Genomic DNA, 18,611 nt, shown 5'->3' with positions numbered 1-18,611 from the left:
AGTCAGGCGGTGAATCAGGCGCTGGCCAGGGCGGCTTCGAGTTCCTTTGCTGCAGCCGCGGTTGCCACGTTGGCAGCGTGGGCGGCGGCTGCCACGGCTGAGGCAACATCGGCAGCCACGTGGGGATCGAAGACGCTGGGGATAATGTAGCTGGCATTGAGCTCGTCGTCAGCCACCCGGTTGGCGATCGCTTCCGCGGCGGCCACCAGCATCTCCGGGGTGATGTCCGAGGCTCCGGCGTCGAGCAGGCCCCGGAAGAAGCCCGGGAAAGCCAGCACGTTGTTGATCTGGTTGGGGAAGTCGCTGCGGCCGGTTGCCACCACGGCAGCGTGCCGGGAGGCGATAACCGGATCGATTTCCGGCGTCGGGTTGGCCATGGCGAACACAATGGCGTTCTCTGCCATCGAGGCCACCTGCTCCTCGCCGATCACGTGCGGGGCGCTGACGCCGATGAACACATCCGCGCCGGCGAGGGCCTCGTGCAGCGTGCCGGCGAAGCCTTCCTCATTGGTGTTCGCCGCGATCCAGCTGCGGTGCTCGTCACCGTAGGTCTCGCCGGAGTGGATGGCGCCGGAGCGGCCGGCGGCGACGATGTGCTGCGCTCCCTGGGCCTTGAGGAGCTGGATGATGGCGGAGCCGGCTGCGCCGACGCCGGACACCACAATCTTCACCTCGTCCAGCTTCTTGCCCACCACGCGCAGGGCGTTGACCAGGGCTGCCAGGGTGACGATGGCGGTGCCGTGCTGGTCGTCGTGGAACACCGGGATATCCAGTTCCTCGCGGAGCCGGTTCTCGATCTCGAAGCAGCGCGGGGCGGCGATGTCCTCGAGGTTGATGCCGCCGTAGACGGGGGCCATGGCCTTGGCGATCATGATGATCTCCTCGGTGTCCTGGGTGTCCAGGCAGACCGGCCAGGCGTCGACGTTGGCGAACTGCTTGAACAGCGCCGCCTTGCCTTCCATCACCGGAAGGGCTGCGGCCGGGCCGATGTTGCCCAGGCCCAGGACGGCCGAACCGTCGGTGAGGACGGCGATGGTGTTGCGCTTGACGGTCAGGTTGCGGGCTGCCGCGGGGTCCTCGGCGATGGCCAGGCAGACGCGGGCGACGCCGGGAGTGTACGCGCGGGAAAGATCGTCGCGGTTGCGCAGGGCTACCTTGGGGACAACTTCCAGCTTGCCGCCCAGGTGCATGAGGAAGGTGCGGTCCGAGACGTACTGGACCGTGACGCCGTCGAGCGCGTTGAGGGCGTCCTTGACGCGGGCGGCGTGTTCGTCGTCGGTGGTGTTGCAGGTGACGTCCACAACGAGGGTCTCGTGGTGGGATTCGCTGACGTCCAGTGCGGTGATGGCTGCGCCCGCCGCTCCCACGGCTGCGGCAAGCTCGCTGGTGGCGCTGAAGCTCGACGGTGCTTCCACGCGCAGGGTGATCGAATTTCCGGGGCTGGGGTTCGCCATTGAATGTCCTCCTGTTGGGCCTTCTGTTCGGCCGTGTCCGGTCGGTGTTCTCGAAACCAATGTTTTCGTATTATGGATATTATTATCTACAACATGGAAATACAAGCCCTCCGTGTATGACTGGTGCGAGTGCATCGCGCCGCGTACAGAGGTGCTGTATGTTGGGTGTTCTAAGCAACTCTTTTCACGATGCGGATAAGAGTTGTCAGATTCCGAGCCGTAGGAGACAACGGAATGGCAGAAAAAGCCTCGGGCGGTGTGCAGTCGGTAGAGCGGGTCTTCGAACTGCTGGAGCTCATCACGGATGCCGGCGGCGACGTGACGCTCAGCGAACTGTCCTCGTCCACCGACCTTCCGCTGCCCACCATCCACCGCCTGCTGCGGACACTGGTGTCCCTGGGCTACATCCGCCAGCTGCCCAACCGGCGCTACGCACTGGGCCCTCGGCTCATCCGGCTGGGTGAAGGCGCCAACAAGCAGCTGGGCGCCGTGGCGCGTCCGCAGCTGAAAACGCTGGTGGACCGGCTGGGGGAGACCTCGAACATGGCCGTGCTGGATTCGGACATGGTGATCTACGTGGCACAGGTACCCTCGCTGCACTCCATGCGCATGTTCACCGAGGTGGGCCGCCGCGCCCATACCCACGCCACCGGCGTCGGCAAGGCGATCCTCGCACAGCTCGATGACGAGACGGTCCGCGGCATCGTGACCCGCGCCGGGATGCCGACGCCAACTGCCAAGAGCATTGGCGACGTCGAGGAACTCCTGGCCGACCTGAAGCTCATCCGTGAGCGGGGCTACTCCATTGACGAGGAGGAGCAGGAACTCGGCGTGCGCTGCTTCGCCATGGCGGTGCCCAACGCCCCCACCCCCACGGCCATCTCGGTCTCCGGTCCCGTCTCCCGGGTGGACGAGCACTTCGCTGACAAAGCCGTGCCCGTCCTCCGCGAGGCCGCCGAGGCCATCTCGCTGGAACTGAACCGCACCTGACGCACCTCCCACGCTGACGCCAGTGGCGGCCCGCTCCTTCCGGACGCGGGCCGCCACTGTTGTGTGAACCGTGTTGCTAGTGCTCTGCCGCTTTCTCGGACGACTCGACGCGGACTTCCTTGCCGTCGCAGTCGATGAGCTTGCCGCCTTCGAAGCGGTCGCCGTCGGCCAGGCACTTCAGGTCCTCTTCCCGGACAACGCGCCCTGTTCCGGCCACAAAGACGGACTGGTTCTCCGAGTTGCCCGCCTTGAGGTGGTTGAAGAGCAGGTTCAGCAGGATGGCCATCACCGCGGCGGAGCTGATGCCGGAGTGGAAGATGGTGCCGAACCAGGACGGGAACTTGTCGTAGAAGGCCGGCGCGGCGATGGGGATCATGCCGAACCCGATGGACGCCGCCACGATGATCAGGTTCATGTTGTTCTTGTACTCCACCTTGGACAGGGTCCGGATGCCGCTGGCGGCCACCGTGCCGAAGAGTACGACGCCGGCACCTCCGAGTACAGGAGTCGGAACCGCTGCGACCACCCGGCCAAGGACCGGAAGGAGGCCGAGGATCACCAGGATCAGGCCGCCGGCGCTGACCACGAAGCGGCTCTTGACGCCGGTGATGGCCACCAGGCCCACGTTCTGGGCGAACGCGCTCTGGGTGAAGGAGTTGAACAGCGGGGAGATGGCGGAGGAGAGCATGTCCGCCCGGAGCCCATCGCCGATCCGCTTGGAGTCCACTTTGGTGCCGACGATCTCGCCCACGGCAATGATGTCCGCGGAGGTCTCGGTCAAGGTGACCAGGATGACGATCAGCATGGAAATGATGGCGGCAATCTCGAACACCGGCGGGCCGAAGGCGAACGGGGTGGGGAACGCGACGATCTCGCCCTGGCCCACTTTGGAGAAGTCGGCCATGCCGAAGGCGAATGCGATCAGGGTGCCCAGGACCATGGCCAGCAGGATGGAGAGCCGTGAAATCGCGGCGCTGCCCACCTTGCTGAGCAGGAGGACGATGGCCATGGTGGCCGCGGCCAGCCCGATGTTGGCCATGCTGCCGTAGTTCTCAGCCTTGCTGTTGCCGCCCATGGCCCAATTGGCGGCCACCGGCATCAGGGTCAGCCCGATGGTGGTGATGACCGTGCCGGTGACCACGGGCGGGAAGAACCGGATGATCTTCGAAAAGAGCGGAGTGATCAGCAGGCCGATCAGTGATGCCGCGATGACGGACCCGAAGACTGCCTGGATTCCGCCGCCGCCGTGCACGATGGCCACCATGGTGGAGACGCCTGCGAAGGAGACGCCCTGGACCAGCGGCAGCTGCGAGCCGAAGAACGGGATGCCGATGGTTTGCAGGATGGTGGCCAGGCCGCCGACAAAGAGGCAGGCCGCGATCAGCAGGCCGATGTCCTGCGAGGACATTCCGGCGGCGGCGCCAATGATCAGGGGCGGGGCGATGATGCCGCCGTACATGGTGAGGACGTGCTGGAAGCCGTAGGCGAAGGTGCTGGCGATAGGGAGCCTTTGGTCCTCCGGCCTTGCTGAACGGGCGCCTTTTCCGGCAGCAGCAGCGGCCGGTTTCTTTCGGATGTTCATGGCAGACTTTCTTGGTTCATGGCAGACGACATTGTCTGGCTAACGGTGTCTGGCTAACGGTGTCTGGCTAACGGTGGTGAAAGACGTGGGGTGGGGCCGGTGGTTTCGACGGGCCCAACCACCGGTGGTTGAGCCCGTCGAGGTTTCGACAAGCTCAACCACCGATGTGGTGCGGTCTAGCAGAAGCCGGCGATGCCGGACCAGGCGATGTCCGCGGGGGTGGCATCGTCGCGCTGGACGGTGGCTTCGATCAGGCCGTAGGGGCGGTCGGCGGCGAAGAAGACCTCGTTGGGGTTGTCGAGGCCGAACGGCGAGAGGTCCACGAGGAAGTGGTGCTTGTTGGGCATCGAGAACTTGATCTCGTCGATCTCGCTGTGGGCTTCCAGCACCTTGGTGCCCATGTCGAACAGGGTCTGCTGGAGGGCGTGGGAGTACTTCTCCGTGAAGCCTTCCAACAGGAGTCCCTTGACGTCGTCGTAGCTCTTGTTGAAGTCCAGGGTGCTGAAGTCGGTGCCGGTCTTGAAACGCCAGCGGGCCGAGACATCGGTGGCCAGGATGCGGTCCGTGGTCTCGGGCAGGGTGGTGTACTTGTCCTTGGGGTAGCCCACGAAGCCGGACTGGGTGGACTTCAGGACAGTCAGGTCCTTGAGTCCGGAGATCAGGTGGGTGGTGGCGCCGTCGCGGACCAGGACTGCGGTGCGGACTTCCTGGCCGTTGCGCACGAAGGAGTGGTCGTGCTCGGTGCCGTGGGCCTGGATCCGGTCCCAGCTGTAAGACTCGGCTTCCCAGCGGCCGCCGGTGACCCAGTCGAAGCTGGAGGTGAAGTGCTCGCCAAGGCGAAGCAGGAACGCCTCGGGCGAGCCGACGCCCTCACGGGCGAAGGCGTAAATGGTGTTCTTCTGGGTGTCAGTGGCCACCACGTGGGCGTTGTCGCCCTCGAGGTGTGCGGCCGCGAAATCGCCCCGCAGCTGCGAGGTGACGTTAAGGTCTTCGATTTCGTGGCGGTCGGTGTCGCGGGTGATCTTGACAACCCGGACCTCGGCCTTGCCGTACTGGTTCTCGCCGAGGATGATCTTGCTGCTCATGGTCTTTTCCCAACTTCCGGTAAGTGGAACCTAGGTTCCATCACTGAAATTAAGCGCGCGTTTCAAGCGCGTTTCCGGTGGAGCCGACCCAACAAAAAAGAGCCGGCATCCATTGATGCCAGCTCATTACGACCCTGCCTGCTGCTCCCAGGTTACGTGACCTGTGCCACGAATTGACACCCAGCGTACCTCCGGAAGCCGGTGGTGTACATCACAAATCGAAAATTCAGTTTGTGACCGGGCCAGGAGCAGACCATTGACGAACCAGCGGAGACGGCCATAAGCTATTCCACATAGCAAAAGTTCTTTTCCATCTCGTGGAACGCAGCCTCATACCTCGAAGGAGGATCAGATGTACCAGCAGGACAGCACGCCGGATTCACCGGCACCCACGGCGGCAGCTTCAGTCCAGGAGTTCTACCTCCCCCTCGGCGGCGGGACGGATCCGGACTTCTACCTTCCTGCGGACCGGGAGCACGTTCCCGGCCGCTTCTCGCGCTGGGTCCAGGCACTCCCGGGATTCAGTCGGCGCTCGTAGCCAGGCACAGGCCCGGGCCGGCGACGCGCACCTGCACTGGCGACGCCAAACTTCGCTTTCGCTGCGCAAAAGGACTGGCGGGACCCATACCCGGGTCTCGCCAGTCCTTTTCTGCGTCGATCCTGAATCTGCGCGTCGCGGCAGGTCCAGGGCGGTCCGGCTAGCCGTTGACCAGCCGGCGCGCGGCCGCTGAGTGCTCGGCGATCAGGCCGGCCACGTCGAGCCCCGGGATCTGCCCGTCCAGCACGCGCCACTGTCCGCCCACCATCACACGGTCCGCCCGGTCCGCGGCGCACAGCAGCAGCGCGGCCACCGGATCGTGGCTGCCGGAGAAGCGCAGATCATCCAGCCGGAAGAGCGCCAGGTCCGCCTGCATCCCGGGAGCCAGCTGGCCCAGGCCGGACCGGCCCAGGACCGCCGCCGAACCGCGGGTTGCCCAGCCCAGCGCACGCTCCACCGGAACGTCCGCACCGTACCGCAGCCGCTGGAGGTAGAGGGCCTGCCGCGCTTCCAGGATCATGTTGGAGGCATCGTTCGACGCCGAGCCATCCACTCCCAGCCCCACGGGGACGCCGGCGTCCTCCAGTTCCAGGACCCGTGCGGTTCCCGATGCCAGCCGCATGTTCGAGGTGGGGCAGTGCGCCACGGCGGTGCCCGCGGCTCCCAGCCTGGCGATCTCCGCGTCGCTGAAATGGATGCCGTGCCCCAGCCAGGTGCGGTCCGTCAGCCAGCCCACGCTGTCCAGGTAGTCCACCGTCCGCAGCCCGAACATCTCCCGGCAGAAGTCCTCCTCATCCAGGGTTTCGGCCAGGTGGGTGTGCAGCCGCACGTCCAACCGTTCGGCGAGCGCCGCGCTTTCGGCCATGATCTCCTTGGTGACCGAGAAGGGTGAGCAGGGAGCCAGGGCAATCTGGATCACGGCATCGTCGCCCCGTTCGTGGTACTGGTGCACCAGCCGTTCGCTGTCGGCCAGCACCACCTCGGCTGCCTGCACCGTCGACTGTGGCGGCAGGCCGCCGTCGTCCGTTCCCAGGGTCATGGACCCGCGGGTGAGGGTGGCCCGCATGCCGAGCCGGCGCACGGCCTCCACCTGGATGTCAATCGCGTCCTCGAGGCCGGCCGGGAAGAGGTAGTGGTGGTCCGCTGCCGTGGTGCAGCCGGACAGCAGGAGTTCCGCCAGCGCCACCGTGGTGGCGAGTTCAAGGTCCCGCGGGGTAAGCCTCGCCCAGACCGGATAGAGGTTCTGCAGCCAGGGGAACAGCGGCGCATTGGCCACTGGACCCCAGGCCCGTGTCAGGGTCTGGTAGAAGTGGTGGTGCGTGTTGATCAGGCCCGGCAGCAGCACGTGGTTGCGGGCATCAAAAGTCTCGTCGCACGGCGCGGACGGCTGCTGCCCTGCGGCGAGGACTTCGGTAATGACACCGCCGCTGACCACCAGCCCGCCGGACGCGTCGAGGTGGTTTGCGGTAAAAGCTGCCTGCGGGTGTTTGATCCACAAGCGGGAAGCGGATGGCGCCATGGCTGTCCTTCTCTGAGCGTTGTTGGTGTCATTCCAGCTCAGTGGGGCCCTGTCTGCTGATCCAGGTGGCCGCGCCCTCCGTGTTCAGTGCGCGGAAGCGGCGCGGCTGGCACCTAGGCTAGAAGGCGCAGGGCCCGGCGTCAACGCCACGGATTGTGACCGCAGCGGGGTGAAACCTGCGAAACATGGATTTCACATTGCGAAATTAAAATTCCAGAAAACTATGGCGCAGCCCACAGTCCGGTGCTAATCTCGATCTTGCCAAAGGCGGGCACCCGGTCACCGGGAAGCTATCTACCAGGCGCAACTTAACCTTCACAGCACATGCTGAAGCCTGGTAACCGTTCGCACCTGGTTCTACTGGTCCTGCAAGCGGCAACGGGCTTCCCGGCAAAAGGAAGTCGCATCATGAGTACCACCGTCACGGCCGAACAGTTTCTGGCCAGATCCATCAGGTTGGCAACGGCCAACGTCCTGAACAGCGGGGGCCCCTTCGGAGCCATGATCGTTACGGCTGACGGCCGCGCGTTCGACGGCGTCAACCGCGTCACCGCGGACAACGATCCCACCGCGCATGCCGAAGTCACCGCAATCCGCACCGCCTGCCGCGAGCTTGGCACCTTCGACCTCAGCGGGGCCGTCCTCTACACCAGCTGCGAGCCGTGCCCCATGTGCCTCGCGTCCGCGCTTTGGGCACGGGTGGAAAAGGTGGTCTTCGCCGCCGACCGGCATGACGCAGCCTCCGTTGGCTTCGATGACGCCGTTTTCTACGAATACTTCGACAACCAGGACAGGGACTCCCTGATGCCGGTCTCGAAGCTGGTGCTGGATGATCCGGTGGCCCCCGCGCCGCTGGAACCGTTCAACACCTGGAACACACTCGACACCAGGATCGACTACTAGGCCCGGCGGCTGAAATGACCATCCTGGACAACTCACACGAGGAGCATTCGGCTCCAAGCATCCGCACGCAAAAGCGCGCGAACACCACTCCCCAACCTCCGGCGTCGGACTCGTTCCTGGACCGGTTCTTCCAGATCACCCAGCGCGGTTCCACGCTGGCCCGCGAGTTCCGCGGCGGCCTGGTCACCTTCTTCACCATGGCGTACATCGTCATCCTCAACCCCCTGATCCTGGGCGGTTTCAGCGCGGACAACGCCCCCACCGATGTTGCCGGGGGATGGCTCTCCGCTGCGCAGGTGGGCGCCGTCACCGGACTCACCGCCGGCCTGATGACCATCCTCTTCGGGCTCATCGCCAACCTGCCCTTCGGCCTCGCCGCCGGACTCGGCATCAACTCCTTCCTGGCCGTCTCCGTGATCCAGGAGGTCACGTGGGCGGAAGCCATGGGCCTGGTGGTGATCAACGGCATCCTGATTGTCCTGTTCGGCATCACCGGTGCCCGCACCGCCATCTTCCGGGCCGTGCCCAAGGAGCTGAAGGCCGCCATCACGGTGGGCATCGGCCTGTTCATCGCCTTCATCGGGTTCGTGGACTCGGGCTTCGTCAAGGCGACGGCGGGCGGCCCGCCGGTCCAGCTGGGCAACGGCGGATCCATCACCTCCATCCCCACCCTGGTGTTCATCGTGGGCCTGCTGGCCATGGGCATCCTGGTGGCCCGCAAGGTCCAGGGCGGCCTGCTGATCGGCATCGTGGCCACCACCTTCCTGGCCGCCGTCGTCGAAGCCATCCTGCACCTCGGCCCGGCGAGCGCCACGAATCCCGGCGGCTGGCACCTGAATACCCCGGTCCTGTCCGGGCAGCTGGTGTCCGCACCGGACCTGGGCCTGGTGGGACAGTTCGACCTGTTTGGAGCCTTCGGCAGGATCGGCGGCCTCGCGGCCACCATGCTGGTGTTCACCCTGGTATTCACCAACTTCTTCGACGCCATGGGCACCATGACCGGCCTGGCCAAGAGCGCCGGCGTGGCGCACAAGGACGGCACGTTCCCCCGGTTGAAGTCCGCCTTCATCGTGGAAGGCTTCGGGGCGATCGCGGGCGGCGCAACCTCCGGCTCCTCCAACACCGTCTACATTGACTCCGCCGCCGGCATCGGCGAAGGAGCCCGCACGGGGCTGGCCTCCGTGGTGACCGGTGTGCTGTTCCTCGGGTCCATGTTCCTCACCCCGCTCACCAGCGTTGTCCCGCTTGAGGTGGCCGCTGCGGCACTTGTGGTGGTGGGCGCGATGATGATGGCGCAGATCCGCGAGATCAAGTTCAGCAAGTTCACCGTGGCCCTGCCGGCCTTCCTCACCATCGTCACGATGCCGCTGAGCTACTCGATCGCCAACGGCATCGGCGTGGGCTTCATCAGCTGGGCCATCATCGGCGCCGCATCCGGCAAGGCAAAGAAGGTCCATCCGCTGATGTGGGTGGTCAGCGCCGGGTTCCTGGTGTATTTCGCCCGCGGTCCGATCAACCTGCTGCTCGGCGCCTAACAGCCATTCCGACTACCGGGGCCGGGCCAATGCTTGGCCCGGCCCCCATTAGGAACGACAATATGGACACCACCGCAGCGCGGAAGAAGGAGTGCCGCCATGCTTGACCTGATCCCTTCACTGAGTGGCTGGGCCTCGGCCCTTGGCCGCCAGCGGTTTGCGGTGGCCACCATCGTGCGGGCCAGCGGCTCGGTTCCCCGGCCCGTGGGGACCTCCATGCTGGTTTCCGGCAGTGGCGCCATCCTGGGCAGCCTCTCCGGCGGCTGTGTGGAAGGAGCCGTTGTGGCGGCGGCTTTGGAATCAATGGACGACGGCGTCACGCGCCTTGAGACCTTCGGCTTCAGTGCCGAGGATGCCTTCGCCGCCGGGCTCACCTGCGGGGGAGAGCTGGACGTGCACATCGAGCCGGCCAACCGGGGTAACCACTGCGCGCTGGGCGAAGCGGTCCGGCAGCTGGCAGCTTTCGGGCCGGACGAGCCGGTAGCGCTGGTGCGGAACCTGGACCTGCAATCCGATGGTGGCGGCAGCAACGCCGTCGTTATTCCGGCTCCCGGCTCCGCCAGCGTGACGGGGCATCCAGCACTCGCTGCGCTGCTGGATACGTTGCCGGGCACGGATGGAGGCGCAGGAAGGGCCCGGGCTGCCAGGCTCGAGTCCTTCCTGGGCGCCGGCGGCACTGGCGTCCTGGACCTGGCCGGCGCAGGCCTGTGCACCGGCGGGGCCGCCGTGCTGGTGGAGTCCCGGCTGGCACCGCCGCGCCTGCTGGTGTTCGGCGCCAACGACTTCAGTGCCGCACTGCTGCCAGCCGCCAAACCCCTGGGCTACCACGTGACGCTGGTGGACGCCCGTCCCGCCTTCGCCGCCCAGGCCCGGTTCGGAACAGCGGATGAAGTGGTCACGGCATGGCCGCATCAATACCTTGCAGCGGAGGCTGCCGCTGGACGCGTGGACAGCAGGACAGTCATCTGCGTCCTCACCCACGACCCCAAGTTCGATATTCCCCTGCTCCACGCCGCGCTGGGGCTGGACGTCGCCTTCATCGGGGCCCTTGGCTCGCGGCGCAGCCACGCACAACGGGTGGACGCGCTCCTGGACAGGGGCGTGCGCCCTGAGCGGATCGCCCAGCTCCACTCGCCACTGGGTTTGGACATCGGGGCCGTCACTCCCGCCGAAGTAGCTGTCTCCGTCCTGGCCGAGCTCATCGCCGCCAGGACCACAGCAGCATCCCACCAGCCGTTGAGGGAAACCTCCGGCCCCATCCACCAGCCGGCCGCACAGCCAGCTGACAGCCCGGCCCACGCGCCGGCGCCCAACAACGTTAAACAGCAGGAGATCGCATGGACATGAACACCATCGAGTCGGTGGTCCCCACCACCGACCCCGGGCAATGGCGCGACGGCGACGCCTGGCTGGCCGGCGGCACCGTCCTTTTCTCCTACGGCAGCTTCGCGTTCGGGCCGCAGCCCTTGAAGCGCCTCCTCGACCTGGGATCCGCGGGCTGGACCCCGGTGACCGTCACGGACGCCGGCATCGAACTCGCCGCCACCTGCACCGTCGCCGAGTTGTACAAACTTCCCGGGTTGCCCGCGGCCGTGGACCGCAGCTGGCCCGGCCTGGACCTGGTCCGCCCTTGCTGCGACTCCTTCGTGGCCTCCTTTAAGGTGTGGAACATGTCCACCGTGGGCGGCAACCTGTGCACGTCCCTGCCCGCCGGCCCCATCATTTCGCTCTGTGCCGGACTGGACGGCACCGCCACCATCCTTGGGCCCGGCGGCTCCACCCGAAGCGTGCCCGTCACCGAGTTCGTTACCGGCGACGCGACGAACTGCCTGGCACCCGGCGAGCTCCTGCGCAGTATCCACCTGCCGGCGTCGGCCCTTGCCTCCCGGGTGGCGTTCCGCCGCCTCTCACTGAGCAACCTCGGCAGGTCGGGGGTGCTGTTGATAGGACGGCTCGACGGCGGCACATCCTTTGTCCTCATCGTCACCGCCGCCACTAAACGGCCCGTACAGCTGCGCTTCGACGCGCTGCCGGACACGGACGCGCTGGCGCGGGCCCTCGACGAGGCCGTTCCCACAGACCTTTACCACAACGACATCCACGGGCTTCCGGCCTGGCGCCGGGACATGACCTACCGCCTGGCCGAAGAGATCCGTGCCGAGCTCGCTGCCCCCGAAGGGGCACCCGGGCTCCGCAGCTCCGGCGACTTCTGGCCGCCGTCGGGCCGTGGACTCCACGCACAGACATTGAACGCACGGCAGGAAGGGGCCTGAGCATGGCCATCGAGATCAACGGCATTCCGGCCGGGACGGAACCGCGCCCCGGCCAGTGCCTGCGCACCTTCCTGCGGGAACAGGGCAACCTGGGGGTAAAGAAAGGCTGCGACGGCGGAGACTGCGGCGCCTGCACCGTGCACGTGGACGGCACTCCCGTGCACAGCTGCATCTACCCGGCCGTCCGGGCGGAAGGGCATGCCGTCACCACCATCGAGGGCCTGGCGTCAACTGCCGGCGCGGACCTGCACCCCGTGCAGCAGCAGTTCATGGAGCGGCAGGGGTTCCAGTGCGGGTTCTGCACGGCCGGCATGGTGATGACGGCCGCCACCTTCGACGACGACCAGAAGGAGAACCTGCCCCGGAACCTCAAAGGCAATCTCTGCCGCTGCACCGGATACCGGGCCATCTCCGATGCGGTCTGCGGCCACGCCGGCCACCCGGCTCCCCAGGGACCGGGCTCCGGAATCGCGGGGGAGGGGCAGCCGGATCCTGTGCCGGGGCAGCTGGGCGACGACGTCCCCGCACCGGCGAGCCGGGCGGTGGTCACCGGGACCGCCCGCTACACGCTGGACGTTCCGGCGGACCAGCTGCAGGGCCTGCTTCACCTCAAGCTTCTGCGCTCGCCGCACGCGCATGCCCGGGTGCTGTCCATCAATACTGACGCCGCGATGAAGGTCCCGGGTGTGGTGGCCGTCTTCACCCACCAGGACGTACCGGAACAGCTGTTTTCCACCGCGCAGCACGAACTGTTCACGGATGACCCGGACGATACCCGCGTGCTGGATGACGTGGTGCGGTTCCGAGGCCAGCGGGTTGCTGCGGTGGTAGCTGAAACTGTGGCTGCTGCAGAAGCAGGTGTGCGGGCACTGGCAGTTGACTACAAGGAACTGCCTGCAGTCTTTACGCCGCAGGACGCACTGGTCCCCGGCGCGCCGCTGGTGCACGGCGACAAAGACGGAACCTCGGCCCGCATTTCCCGGCCCGACCGCAACGTGGTGGCGGAACTGCACTCCGAACTGGGCAGCGTGGCCGAGGGCTTCGCCCAGGCCGACTTCATCCACGAACGCACGTACCAAACCCAGCGCGTCCAGCACGTTGCCCTGGAAACCCATGCGGCCATTGCGTCGGTGGACAGCGAAGGGCGGCTGCAGGTCCGTACCTCCAGCCAGGTTCCGTTCCTGGTCCGCAGGACGCTGTGCCGGGTCTTCGGGCTGCCGGAGGAGCAGGTGCACGTGGTGGCCGGCCGGGTGGGCGGCGGCTTCGGCGGCAAACAGGAAGTCCTGACCGAGGACATCGTGGCGCTGGCCGCATTGAAGCTCGGGCGGCCCGTCCAGCTCGAGCTGACCAGGACCGAACAGTTCACGGCCACCACCACGCGGCATCCTTTCACCATCAAGCTCCGCGCGGGCACCAGCAATGACGGCCGGCTCACAGCTTTGGAACTGGACGTCCTGACGAACACCGGCGCCTACGGCAACCACGGGCCGGGCGTGATGTTCCACGGCTGCGGCGAATCCCTGAGCGTCTACAAGTGCGCCAACAAAAAGGTGGACGCCCACGCGATGTACACCAACACGGTCCCGGCCGGGGCATTCCGCGGCTATGGGCTGAGCCAGATGATCTTCGCCATCGAGTCCGCCATGGACGAGCTTGCGGCCGGCATCGGGATGGATCCGTTCGAGTTCCGCCGCCGGAACATGGTGCGCGAAGGCGACCTGATGTTGTCCACCCAGCCGGAGCCCGAGGAGGACGTCCACTACGGCAGCTACGGCCTGGACCAATGCCTGAGCCTAGTCCGCGACGCCCTGGCCCGTGGCCGGGAGCGTTACCGCGCCGCCGGCCTGGACGAGCTGGGACCCGAATGGCTGACCGGCGAGGGCACCGCGCTCTCCATGATCGACACCGTTCCGCCGCGCGGGCACTTCGCCCATTCCCGGCTCCGGCTCCTGCCGGACGGAACGTACCAGGCCGACGTCGGGACCGCCGAGTTCGGCAACGGCACCACCACGGTCCACGCCCAGCTGGCGGCCACAGCGCTGTCCACGGAAGCCGCCAAAGTGGTGGTCCGGCAGTCGGATACGGACCTCATTGAGCACGACACCGGTGCCTTCGGCTCGGCCGGGACCGTGGTGGCAGGAAAGGCAACACTGGCCGCGGCGGAGGAACTCGCCGTCCGGATCCGGGCTTTTGCCGCGGGCATCCGGCAGACCCAGGCCTCCGCCTGCGTCCTCGACGGCGACTCCGTGGTTATTGACGGAACTCCCGTGGCACTGACGGAACTGGCGAAGGCGGCTGCGGAAGCCGGCGTCGAACTCGCAGCAGAAGGGCGGTGGGGCGGGACCCCACGCTCCGTCGCGTTCAACGTGCACGGCTTCCGGGTCGCGGTGAACCGCGGCACGGGGGAGCTGAAAATCCTGCAGAGCGTGCAGGCGGCGGACGCCGGCGTGGTGGTGAATCCGCGCCAGTGCCGCGGCCAGATCGAGGGCGGGATTGCCCAGGCCATCGGCGCTGCGCTGTATGAGGAGGTGGTGATTGACGACGCCGGCCGGGTGACCACCGACATCCTGCGGCAGTACCACATCCCCACCTTCGCCGACGTGCCCCGCAGCGAGGTGTACTTCGCGGACACCAACGACACGATGGGCCCGCTGGGTGCCAAGTCCATGAGCGAAAGCCCGTTCAATCCCGTGGCTCCGGCGCTCGCGAACGCCATCCGCAACGCCACCGGCGTGCGCTTCGCGTCGCTGCCCATCGCGCGCGACAAGATCTACCTGGGGCTTAAGGAAGCGGGGCTGGTGCCTAACCTGCAGCGCTCGGGCCTGTCCTGACCAACGCGGGGTCACATAATGCCGTCTGAAGCGCGTTCAGGGGGCCAAATCTGACCCCGCGTTGCATCGTTGCATATAGTCAAGGGATGGAACAGCGGATTTTAGGCAAGACCGGACGGAACGTGTCCATTGTGGGGCTGGGCACCTGGCAGCTTGGCGCGGACTGGGGCAACGTTGACCCGGCCCAGGCGCAGGCCATCCTGGCCGCCTCCGTGGAAGCAGGCGTGAACTTCTTCGACACCGCAGACGTCTATGGCGACGGCAAGAGCGAGCAGGCCATCGGTAAGTTCCTCGCGGACAACCCGGGGCTGGACATTACTGTCGCCACCAAGATGGGCCGCCGGGTGGACCAGAAGCCGGAACACTACACGCTGGCCAACTTCCGCCAGTGGGTGGACCGCTCCCGGAAGAACCTGGGCACGGACACCCTGGACCTGGTGCAGCTGCACTGCCCGCCCACTCCCGTGTACAGCAACGCCGAGGTGTACGACGCCCTGGACACCCTGGTGTCCGAGGGCGCCATCCGGAACTACGGCGTCAGCGTGGAGCGCACGGACGAGGCCCTGGAAGCCATCCGGCACAAGGGCACCGCCTCGGTCCAGATCATCCTGAACGCGTTCCGGCTCAAGCCCCTGGACGAGGTCCTTCCGGCCGCAAAGGCTGCAAACGTGGGCATCATCGCAAGGGTGCCGCTTGCGTCCGGGCTGCTCTCCGGCAAGTACACGAAGGAGACCACCTTCGCCGAGAACGACCACCGGAACTACAACCGCAACGGCGACTCCTTCGACGTCGGCGAGACGTTCTCCGGTGTGGACTACGAACTGGGCCTGAAGGCCGTGGCTGAGTTCGAACAGATTGTTCCGGAAGGCGCCAGCACTGCCCAGGCAGCCATCGCCTGGATTGCCGCGCAGGACGGCGTCACCACGGTGATCCCCGGCGCGCGCAACGGTGAGCAGGCCGCGGCGAATGCTGCCGCGGCATCCGTGAGTGTCAGCGAGGATTTCGACGGCGGCGTCCGCTGGATCTACGACCACTACTTCCGCGAGGCCATCCACCCGCGCTGGTAATTGTGACTGCCTCCGTCAGTGACTTTGTGGAGCGGCTCGCCGCCGTGCCCACGGTCCCGGGGCGCAACAACTTCTTTGACCACAGCGTCCCGGAAAATGCACTGCGGCGACGCAACCTGGAGCTGTACCTCAAGGAACTGCTGGACCGTTCACCGAAAGTGCTGCTGCTGGGTGAGGCGCCGGGATTCAGAGGCATGCGGATCACCGGAGTGCCCTTCACCAACCGCACCATGTTCCAGGGGCCGGCCAACAGCTTTGGCCTGTTCGGTCCGGGGAAGGGCTACGTGCTGCCGCCGGAGGCAGCGGACGTTGCTGCAGAGCCCACCGCAACCGTGATGTGGGACGTGCTGGCCGAACTGCAGTTCCTGCCCCTGCTGTGGAGCGCGTGCCCCTGGCATACCCATATTCCGGGGAAGCCCCGGTCCAACCGCACTCCCACTGCCGCCGATGCAAGGCTTGGAACGCCGTTCTGGCAGTCACTTGCCAAGCTGTTCGGCATCGATTCTGTGGTGGCCGTGGGCAACGTGGCACACCACAGCCTGCTTTTCAGCGGTGTGGATGCACCCAAAGTGCGGCACCCCTCGCATGGCGGACGAGCCGGTTTCAAGCGGGGCCTGGAGGAGCTGCTCAGCGCCGGAGTGATTGGCCGCTAGCCGAGGAGGTAGAGCTGCTCCGGGGTATCAACGTCCAGGCCGTTCGAAAGGTCGCTGCAGTCCACCTCGTCCACCAGTTCCGGATGGGCCCGCAGGAAGCCGCGTGCCCCGGCGTCGCCCGTCACTGTGGCGGCCACGGCTTCCCTGAGCGCGGCGTCGATGATCAGGGGGTGCCCGCGGCGTGTGGTGCCATTGCCGCCGTCGTACGAAGCTGCCGTGAGCCGGCCCGGACGGTGCGCTGCCAAGAGCCTGCCCACTGTTCCGGGCGTCAGGCCCGGCTGGTCCACGAGCGCCACCATCAGGTGGTCCCGGGGATCGGCGTCGGCGTTGCCCAGCAACAGTGAGCTGCCCATTCCGGATTGCCACTCGTGGTTAACCACCGTCCGGTACCGGTCCAGTTCGGCAATGGTGGCGACGTCCGGGGCACCGGCGCCAAGGACCACCACCACTTCCCGGCAGCCGCCGTCGAGCAGCGCCCCGGCCACCGATTCCACGAGCGGCCGGCCGCGGTAGGGGAGCAGGGCTTTCGGGCCCCGGCCAAGCCTGGTCCCGGCCCCGGCCGCGAGCACAACCCCCGTGGCCCTGATCTCCTCCGCGTTGCCCATAGCTGCACCCTAACTCGTGGGTGTCCGTGTCCTTCCTAGGCGTCGCCGCCGCCCCCGCCGGTGGTGCCGGCGTTGACGTCCAGGAGTTTGTACCGGTCCATCGCGTATTGCGGCGCGCCCTCCTCAATTTCGCCCCTCGCCGCGAGCATCTGCAGCGCTTTGACCACGACGGAGTGGGTGTCGTTCTTGAAGAAGCGGCGGGCTGCGGCGCGGGTGTCGGAGAAGCCGAAGCCGTCGGCGCCGAGGGTGGCGAATTCGTTGGGCACGAACTGGCGGATCTGGTCCGGGACGGCCTTCATGTAATCGCTGACGGCGACGACGGGGCCGGTGGCGCCTTCGAGCTGTTTGGTGACGAACGGGACGCGGGCTGGCTGGCCGGGGTTGAGGAAGGCTTCCTCTTCGGCGGCGAGCCCGTCGCGGCGCAGTTCGTTCCAGGAGGTCACTGACCAGACGTCGGCGGAGACGCCCCAGTCATCGGCCAGGAGCTGCTGTGCCTCCAGGGCCCACGGCACCGACACACCCGAGGCCAGGATCTGCGCCTTGGGTCCTTCAACGTCCGACGCCGACACCCGGTAAATGCCCTTCAGCACCCCTTCGACGTCGAGGTTCTCCGGCTCGGCGGGCTGGGTGATGGGCTCGTTGTACACGGTGAGGTAGTACATCACGTTTTTGTCACCCGATTCCGGCCCGTACATGCGTTCGAGGCCGTCGCGGATGATGTGGCCCATTTCGTAGCCGTAGGCGGGGTCGTAGGTGACGACTGCGGGGTTGGTGGAGGCCAGGAGGGGCGAGTGGCCGTCGGCGTGCTGGAGGCCTTCGCCGGTGAGGGTGGTCCGTCCTGCGGTGGCGCCGATGATGAAGCCGCGGGTCATCTGGTCTGCTGCTGCCCAGAAGGCGTCGCCGGTGCGCTGGAAGCCGAACATGGAGTAGAACACGTAGACCGGGACCAGGGGAACGCCGTGGGTGGCGTAGGCGGTTCCGGCGGCGGTGAACGCTGCCACGGCCCCGGCTTCGTTGATGCCGGGGTGGATCAGCTGGCCCTGGGCGGATTCTTTGTAGGCCAGGACCAGGTCCCGGTCCACGGACAGGTAGTTCTGGCCGCCGGGGTTGTAGATTTTCGCCGTCGGGAAGAAGGCATCCATACCGAAGGTCCGGGATTCGTCCGGGACGATGGGCACGATCCGGTGGCCGAACTTCTTGTCCCTGATGAGATCCTTCAGCAACCGCACGAAGGCCATGGTGGTGGCGGCCTGCTGCTTGCCTGTGCCGCGCTTGGCCACGTCAAAGGTCTTGGCCTCGGGCAGCTCAACGCGCTGGTGGTCCGGCCGCCGTTCCGGCACGGCACCGCCCAGGGCACGGCGGCGCTCATGGAGGTAGGCAATCTCCGGCGCATCATGGCCTGGATGGAAATAGGGCGGGCTGTACGGATCCTCCTCAAGACGGGCATCGGATATTGGAATGCGGAGATAATCCCGGAATTCCTTGAGGTCGTCGAGGGTGAGTTTTTTCATTTGGTGGGTGGCGTTGCGGCCTTCGAAGTGGGGTCCGAGTCCGTAGCCCTTGACGGTTTTGGCCA

The 18,611-nt window shown here is 66.6% G+C and carries 15 protein-coding genes; 9 read left to right on the top strand and 6 right to left on the bottom strand.

All coding sequences use genetic code 11. From position 1 onward, the window contains the following. Window positions 1-14: 14 nt before the first annotated feature. Entirely contained in the window at window positions 15-1,454 is a 1,440-nt protein-coding gene (locus BMX78_RS16060) for an NAD-dependent malic enzyme (protein ID WP_091421364.1), read from the bottom strand. Between the two features lie 234 nt (window positions 1,455-1,688). Between BMX78_RS16060 and BMX78_RS16055 the strand changes: the two genes are divergently transcribed. After that, complete coding sequence (locus tag BMX78_RS16055) at window positions 1,689-2,444, top strand: IclR family transcriptional regulator (RefSeq protein ID WP_050053781.1); 756 nt, start codon at window positions 1,689-1,691, stop codon at window positions 2,442-2,444. A 76-nt stretch (window positions 2,445-2,520) separates the two neighbouring features. Here the strand turns inward: BMX78_RS16055 and BMX78_RS16050 are convergent, their stop codons facing one another. Continuing rightward, window positions 2,521-4,026 (bottom strand): nucleobase:cation symporter-2 family protein, encoded by a 1,506-nt coding sequence (locus tag BMX78_RS16050; RefSeq protein ID WP_091421362.1) that lies wholly within the window; start codon window positions 4,024-4,026, stop codon window positions 2,521-2,523. A 176-nt stretch (window positions 4,027-4,202) separates the two neighbouring features. Next, window positions 4,203-5,111, bottom strand: a complete 909-nt coding sequence (pucL, locus tag BMX78_RS16045) for a factor-independent urate hydroxylase (protein ID WP_091421360.1) — start codon at window positions 5,109-5,111, stop codon at window positions 4,203-4,205. Window positions 5,112-5,463: 352 nt separating this feature from the next. On the opposite strand from pucL, the gene BMX78_RS16040 reads away from it, so the two are divergent. Then, entirely contained in the window at window positions 5,464-5,649 is a 186-nt protein-coding gene (locus BMX78_RS16040; protein ID WP_091421359.1) for a hypothetical protein, read from the top strand. Between the two features lie 160 nt (window positions 5,650-5,809). On the opposite strand, the gene BMX78_RS16035 is transcribed toward BMX78_RS16040, so the two are convergent. Further along, complete coding sequence (locus BMX78_RS16035; protein WP_091421232.1) at window positions 5,810-7,168, bottom strand: 8-oxoguanine deaminase; 1,359 nt, start codon at window positions 7,166-7,168, stop codon at window positions 5,810-5,812. A gap of 408 nt (window positions 7,169-7,576) precedes the next feature. Between BMX78_RS16035 and BMX78_RS16030 the strand changes: the two genes are divergently transcribed. From BMX78_RS16030 to BMX78_RS16000, 7 genes are all read left to right on the top strand, one after another. Continuing rightward, complete coding sequence (locus BMX78_RS16030) at window positions 7,577-8,071, top strand: nucleoside deaminase (protein WP_091421229.1); 495 nt, start codon at window positions 7,577-7,579, stop codon at window positions 8,069-8,071. 14 nt (window positions 8,072-8,085) lie between these two features. After that, on the top strand, window positions 8,086-9,606 hold the full coding sequence (locus BMX78_RS16025; protein WP_091421227.1) for an NCS2 family permease: 1,521 nt from the start codon (window positions 8,086-8,088) through the stop codon (window positions 9,604-9,606). A gap of 99 nt (window positions 9,607-9,705) precedes the next feature. Then, the gene (locus tag BMX78_RS16020; protein ID WP_091421223.1) at window positions 9,706-10,953 is read left to right on the top strand and encodes an XdhC family protein; all 1,248 of its coding nucleotides are present in this window, start codon (window positions 9,706-9,708) and stop codon (window positions 10,951-10,953) included. Continuing rightward, window positions 10,944-11,879, top strand: a complete 936-nt coding sequence (locus BMX78_RS16015; RefSeq protein ID WP_091421221.1) for an FAD binding domain-containing protein — start codon at window positions 10,944-10,946, stop codon at window positions 11,877-11,879. Before BMX78_RS16020 ends, BMX78_RS16015 begins: the two co-directional genes overlap by 10 nt. Window positions 11,880-11,881: 2 nt before the next feature. Then, window positions 11,882-14,710 carry a molybdopterin-dependent oxidoreductase gene (locus BMX78_RS16010; protein WP_091421218.1) on the top strand — a complete coding sequence of 943 codons (2,829 nt, stop codon included), beginning with the start codon at window positions 11,882-11,884 and terminating at the stop codon, window positions 14,708-14,710. 86 nt (window positions 14,711-14,796) lie between these two features. Further along, on the top strand, window positions 14,797-15,777 hold the full coding sequence (locus BMX78_RS16005) for an aldo/keto reductase (RefSeq protein WP_091421216.1): 981 nt from the start codon (window positions 14,797-14,799) through the stop codon (window positions 15,775-15,777). Between the two features lie 2 nt (window positions 15,778-15,779). Then, window positions 15,780-16,430, top strand: coding sequence for a uracil-DNA glycosylase (locus BMX78_RS16000; RefSeq protein ID WP_502686301.1), 651 nt, complete (start codon window positions 15,780-15,782; stop codon window positions 16,428-16,430). Here the strand turns inward: BMX78_RS16000 and nboR are convergent. Then, entirely contained in the window at window positions 16,427-17,035 is a 609-nt protein-coding gene (nboR, locus tag BMX78_RS15995) for a nicotine blue oxidoreductase (protein WP_091421209.1), read from the bottom strand. The genes BMX78_RS16000 and nboR overlap by 4 nt on opposite strands. Window positions 17,036-17,070: 35 nt before the next feature. Further along, a partial coding sequence (locus BMX78_RS15990; protein ID WP_502686300.1) for a transketolase-like TK C-terminal-containing protein occupies window positions 17,071-18,611 on the bottom strand: 1,541 nt, incomplete at its 5' end.

This window comes from Arthrobacter sp. OV608 (assembly GCA_900110595.1).
GTDB lineage: Bacteria > Actinomycetota > Actinomycetes > Actinomycetales > Micrococcaceae > Arthrobacter.
The sequence above is the reverse complement of the archived record's forward strand: the minus strand, read 5'-3'. Positions and strand labels throughout refer to the sequence as shown.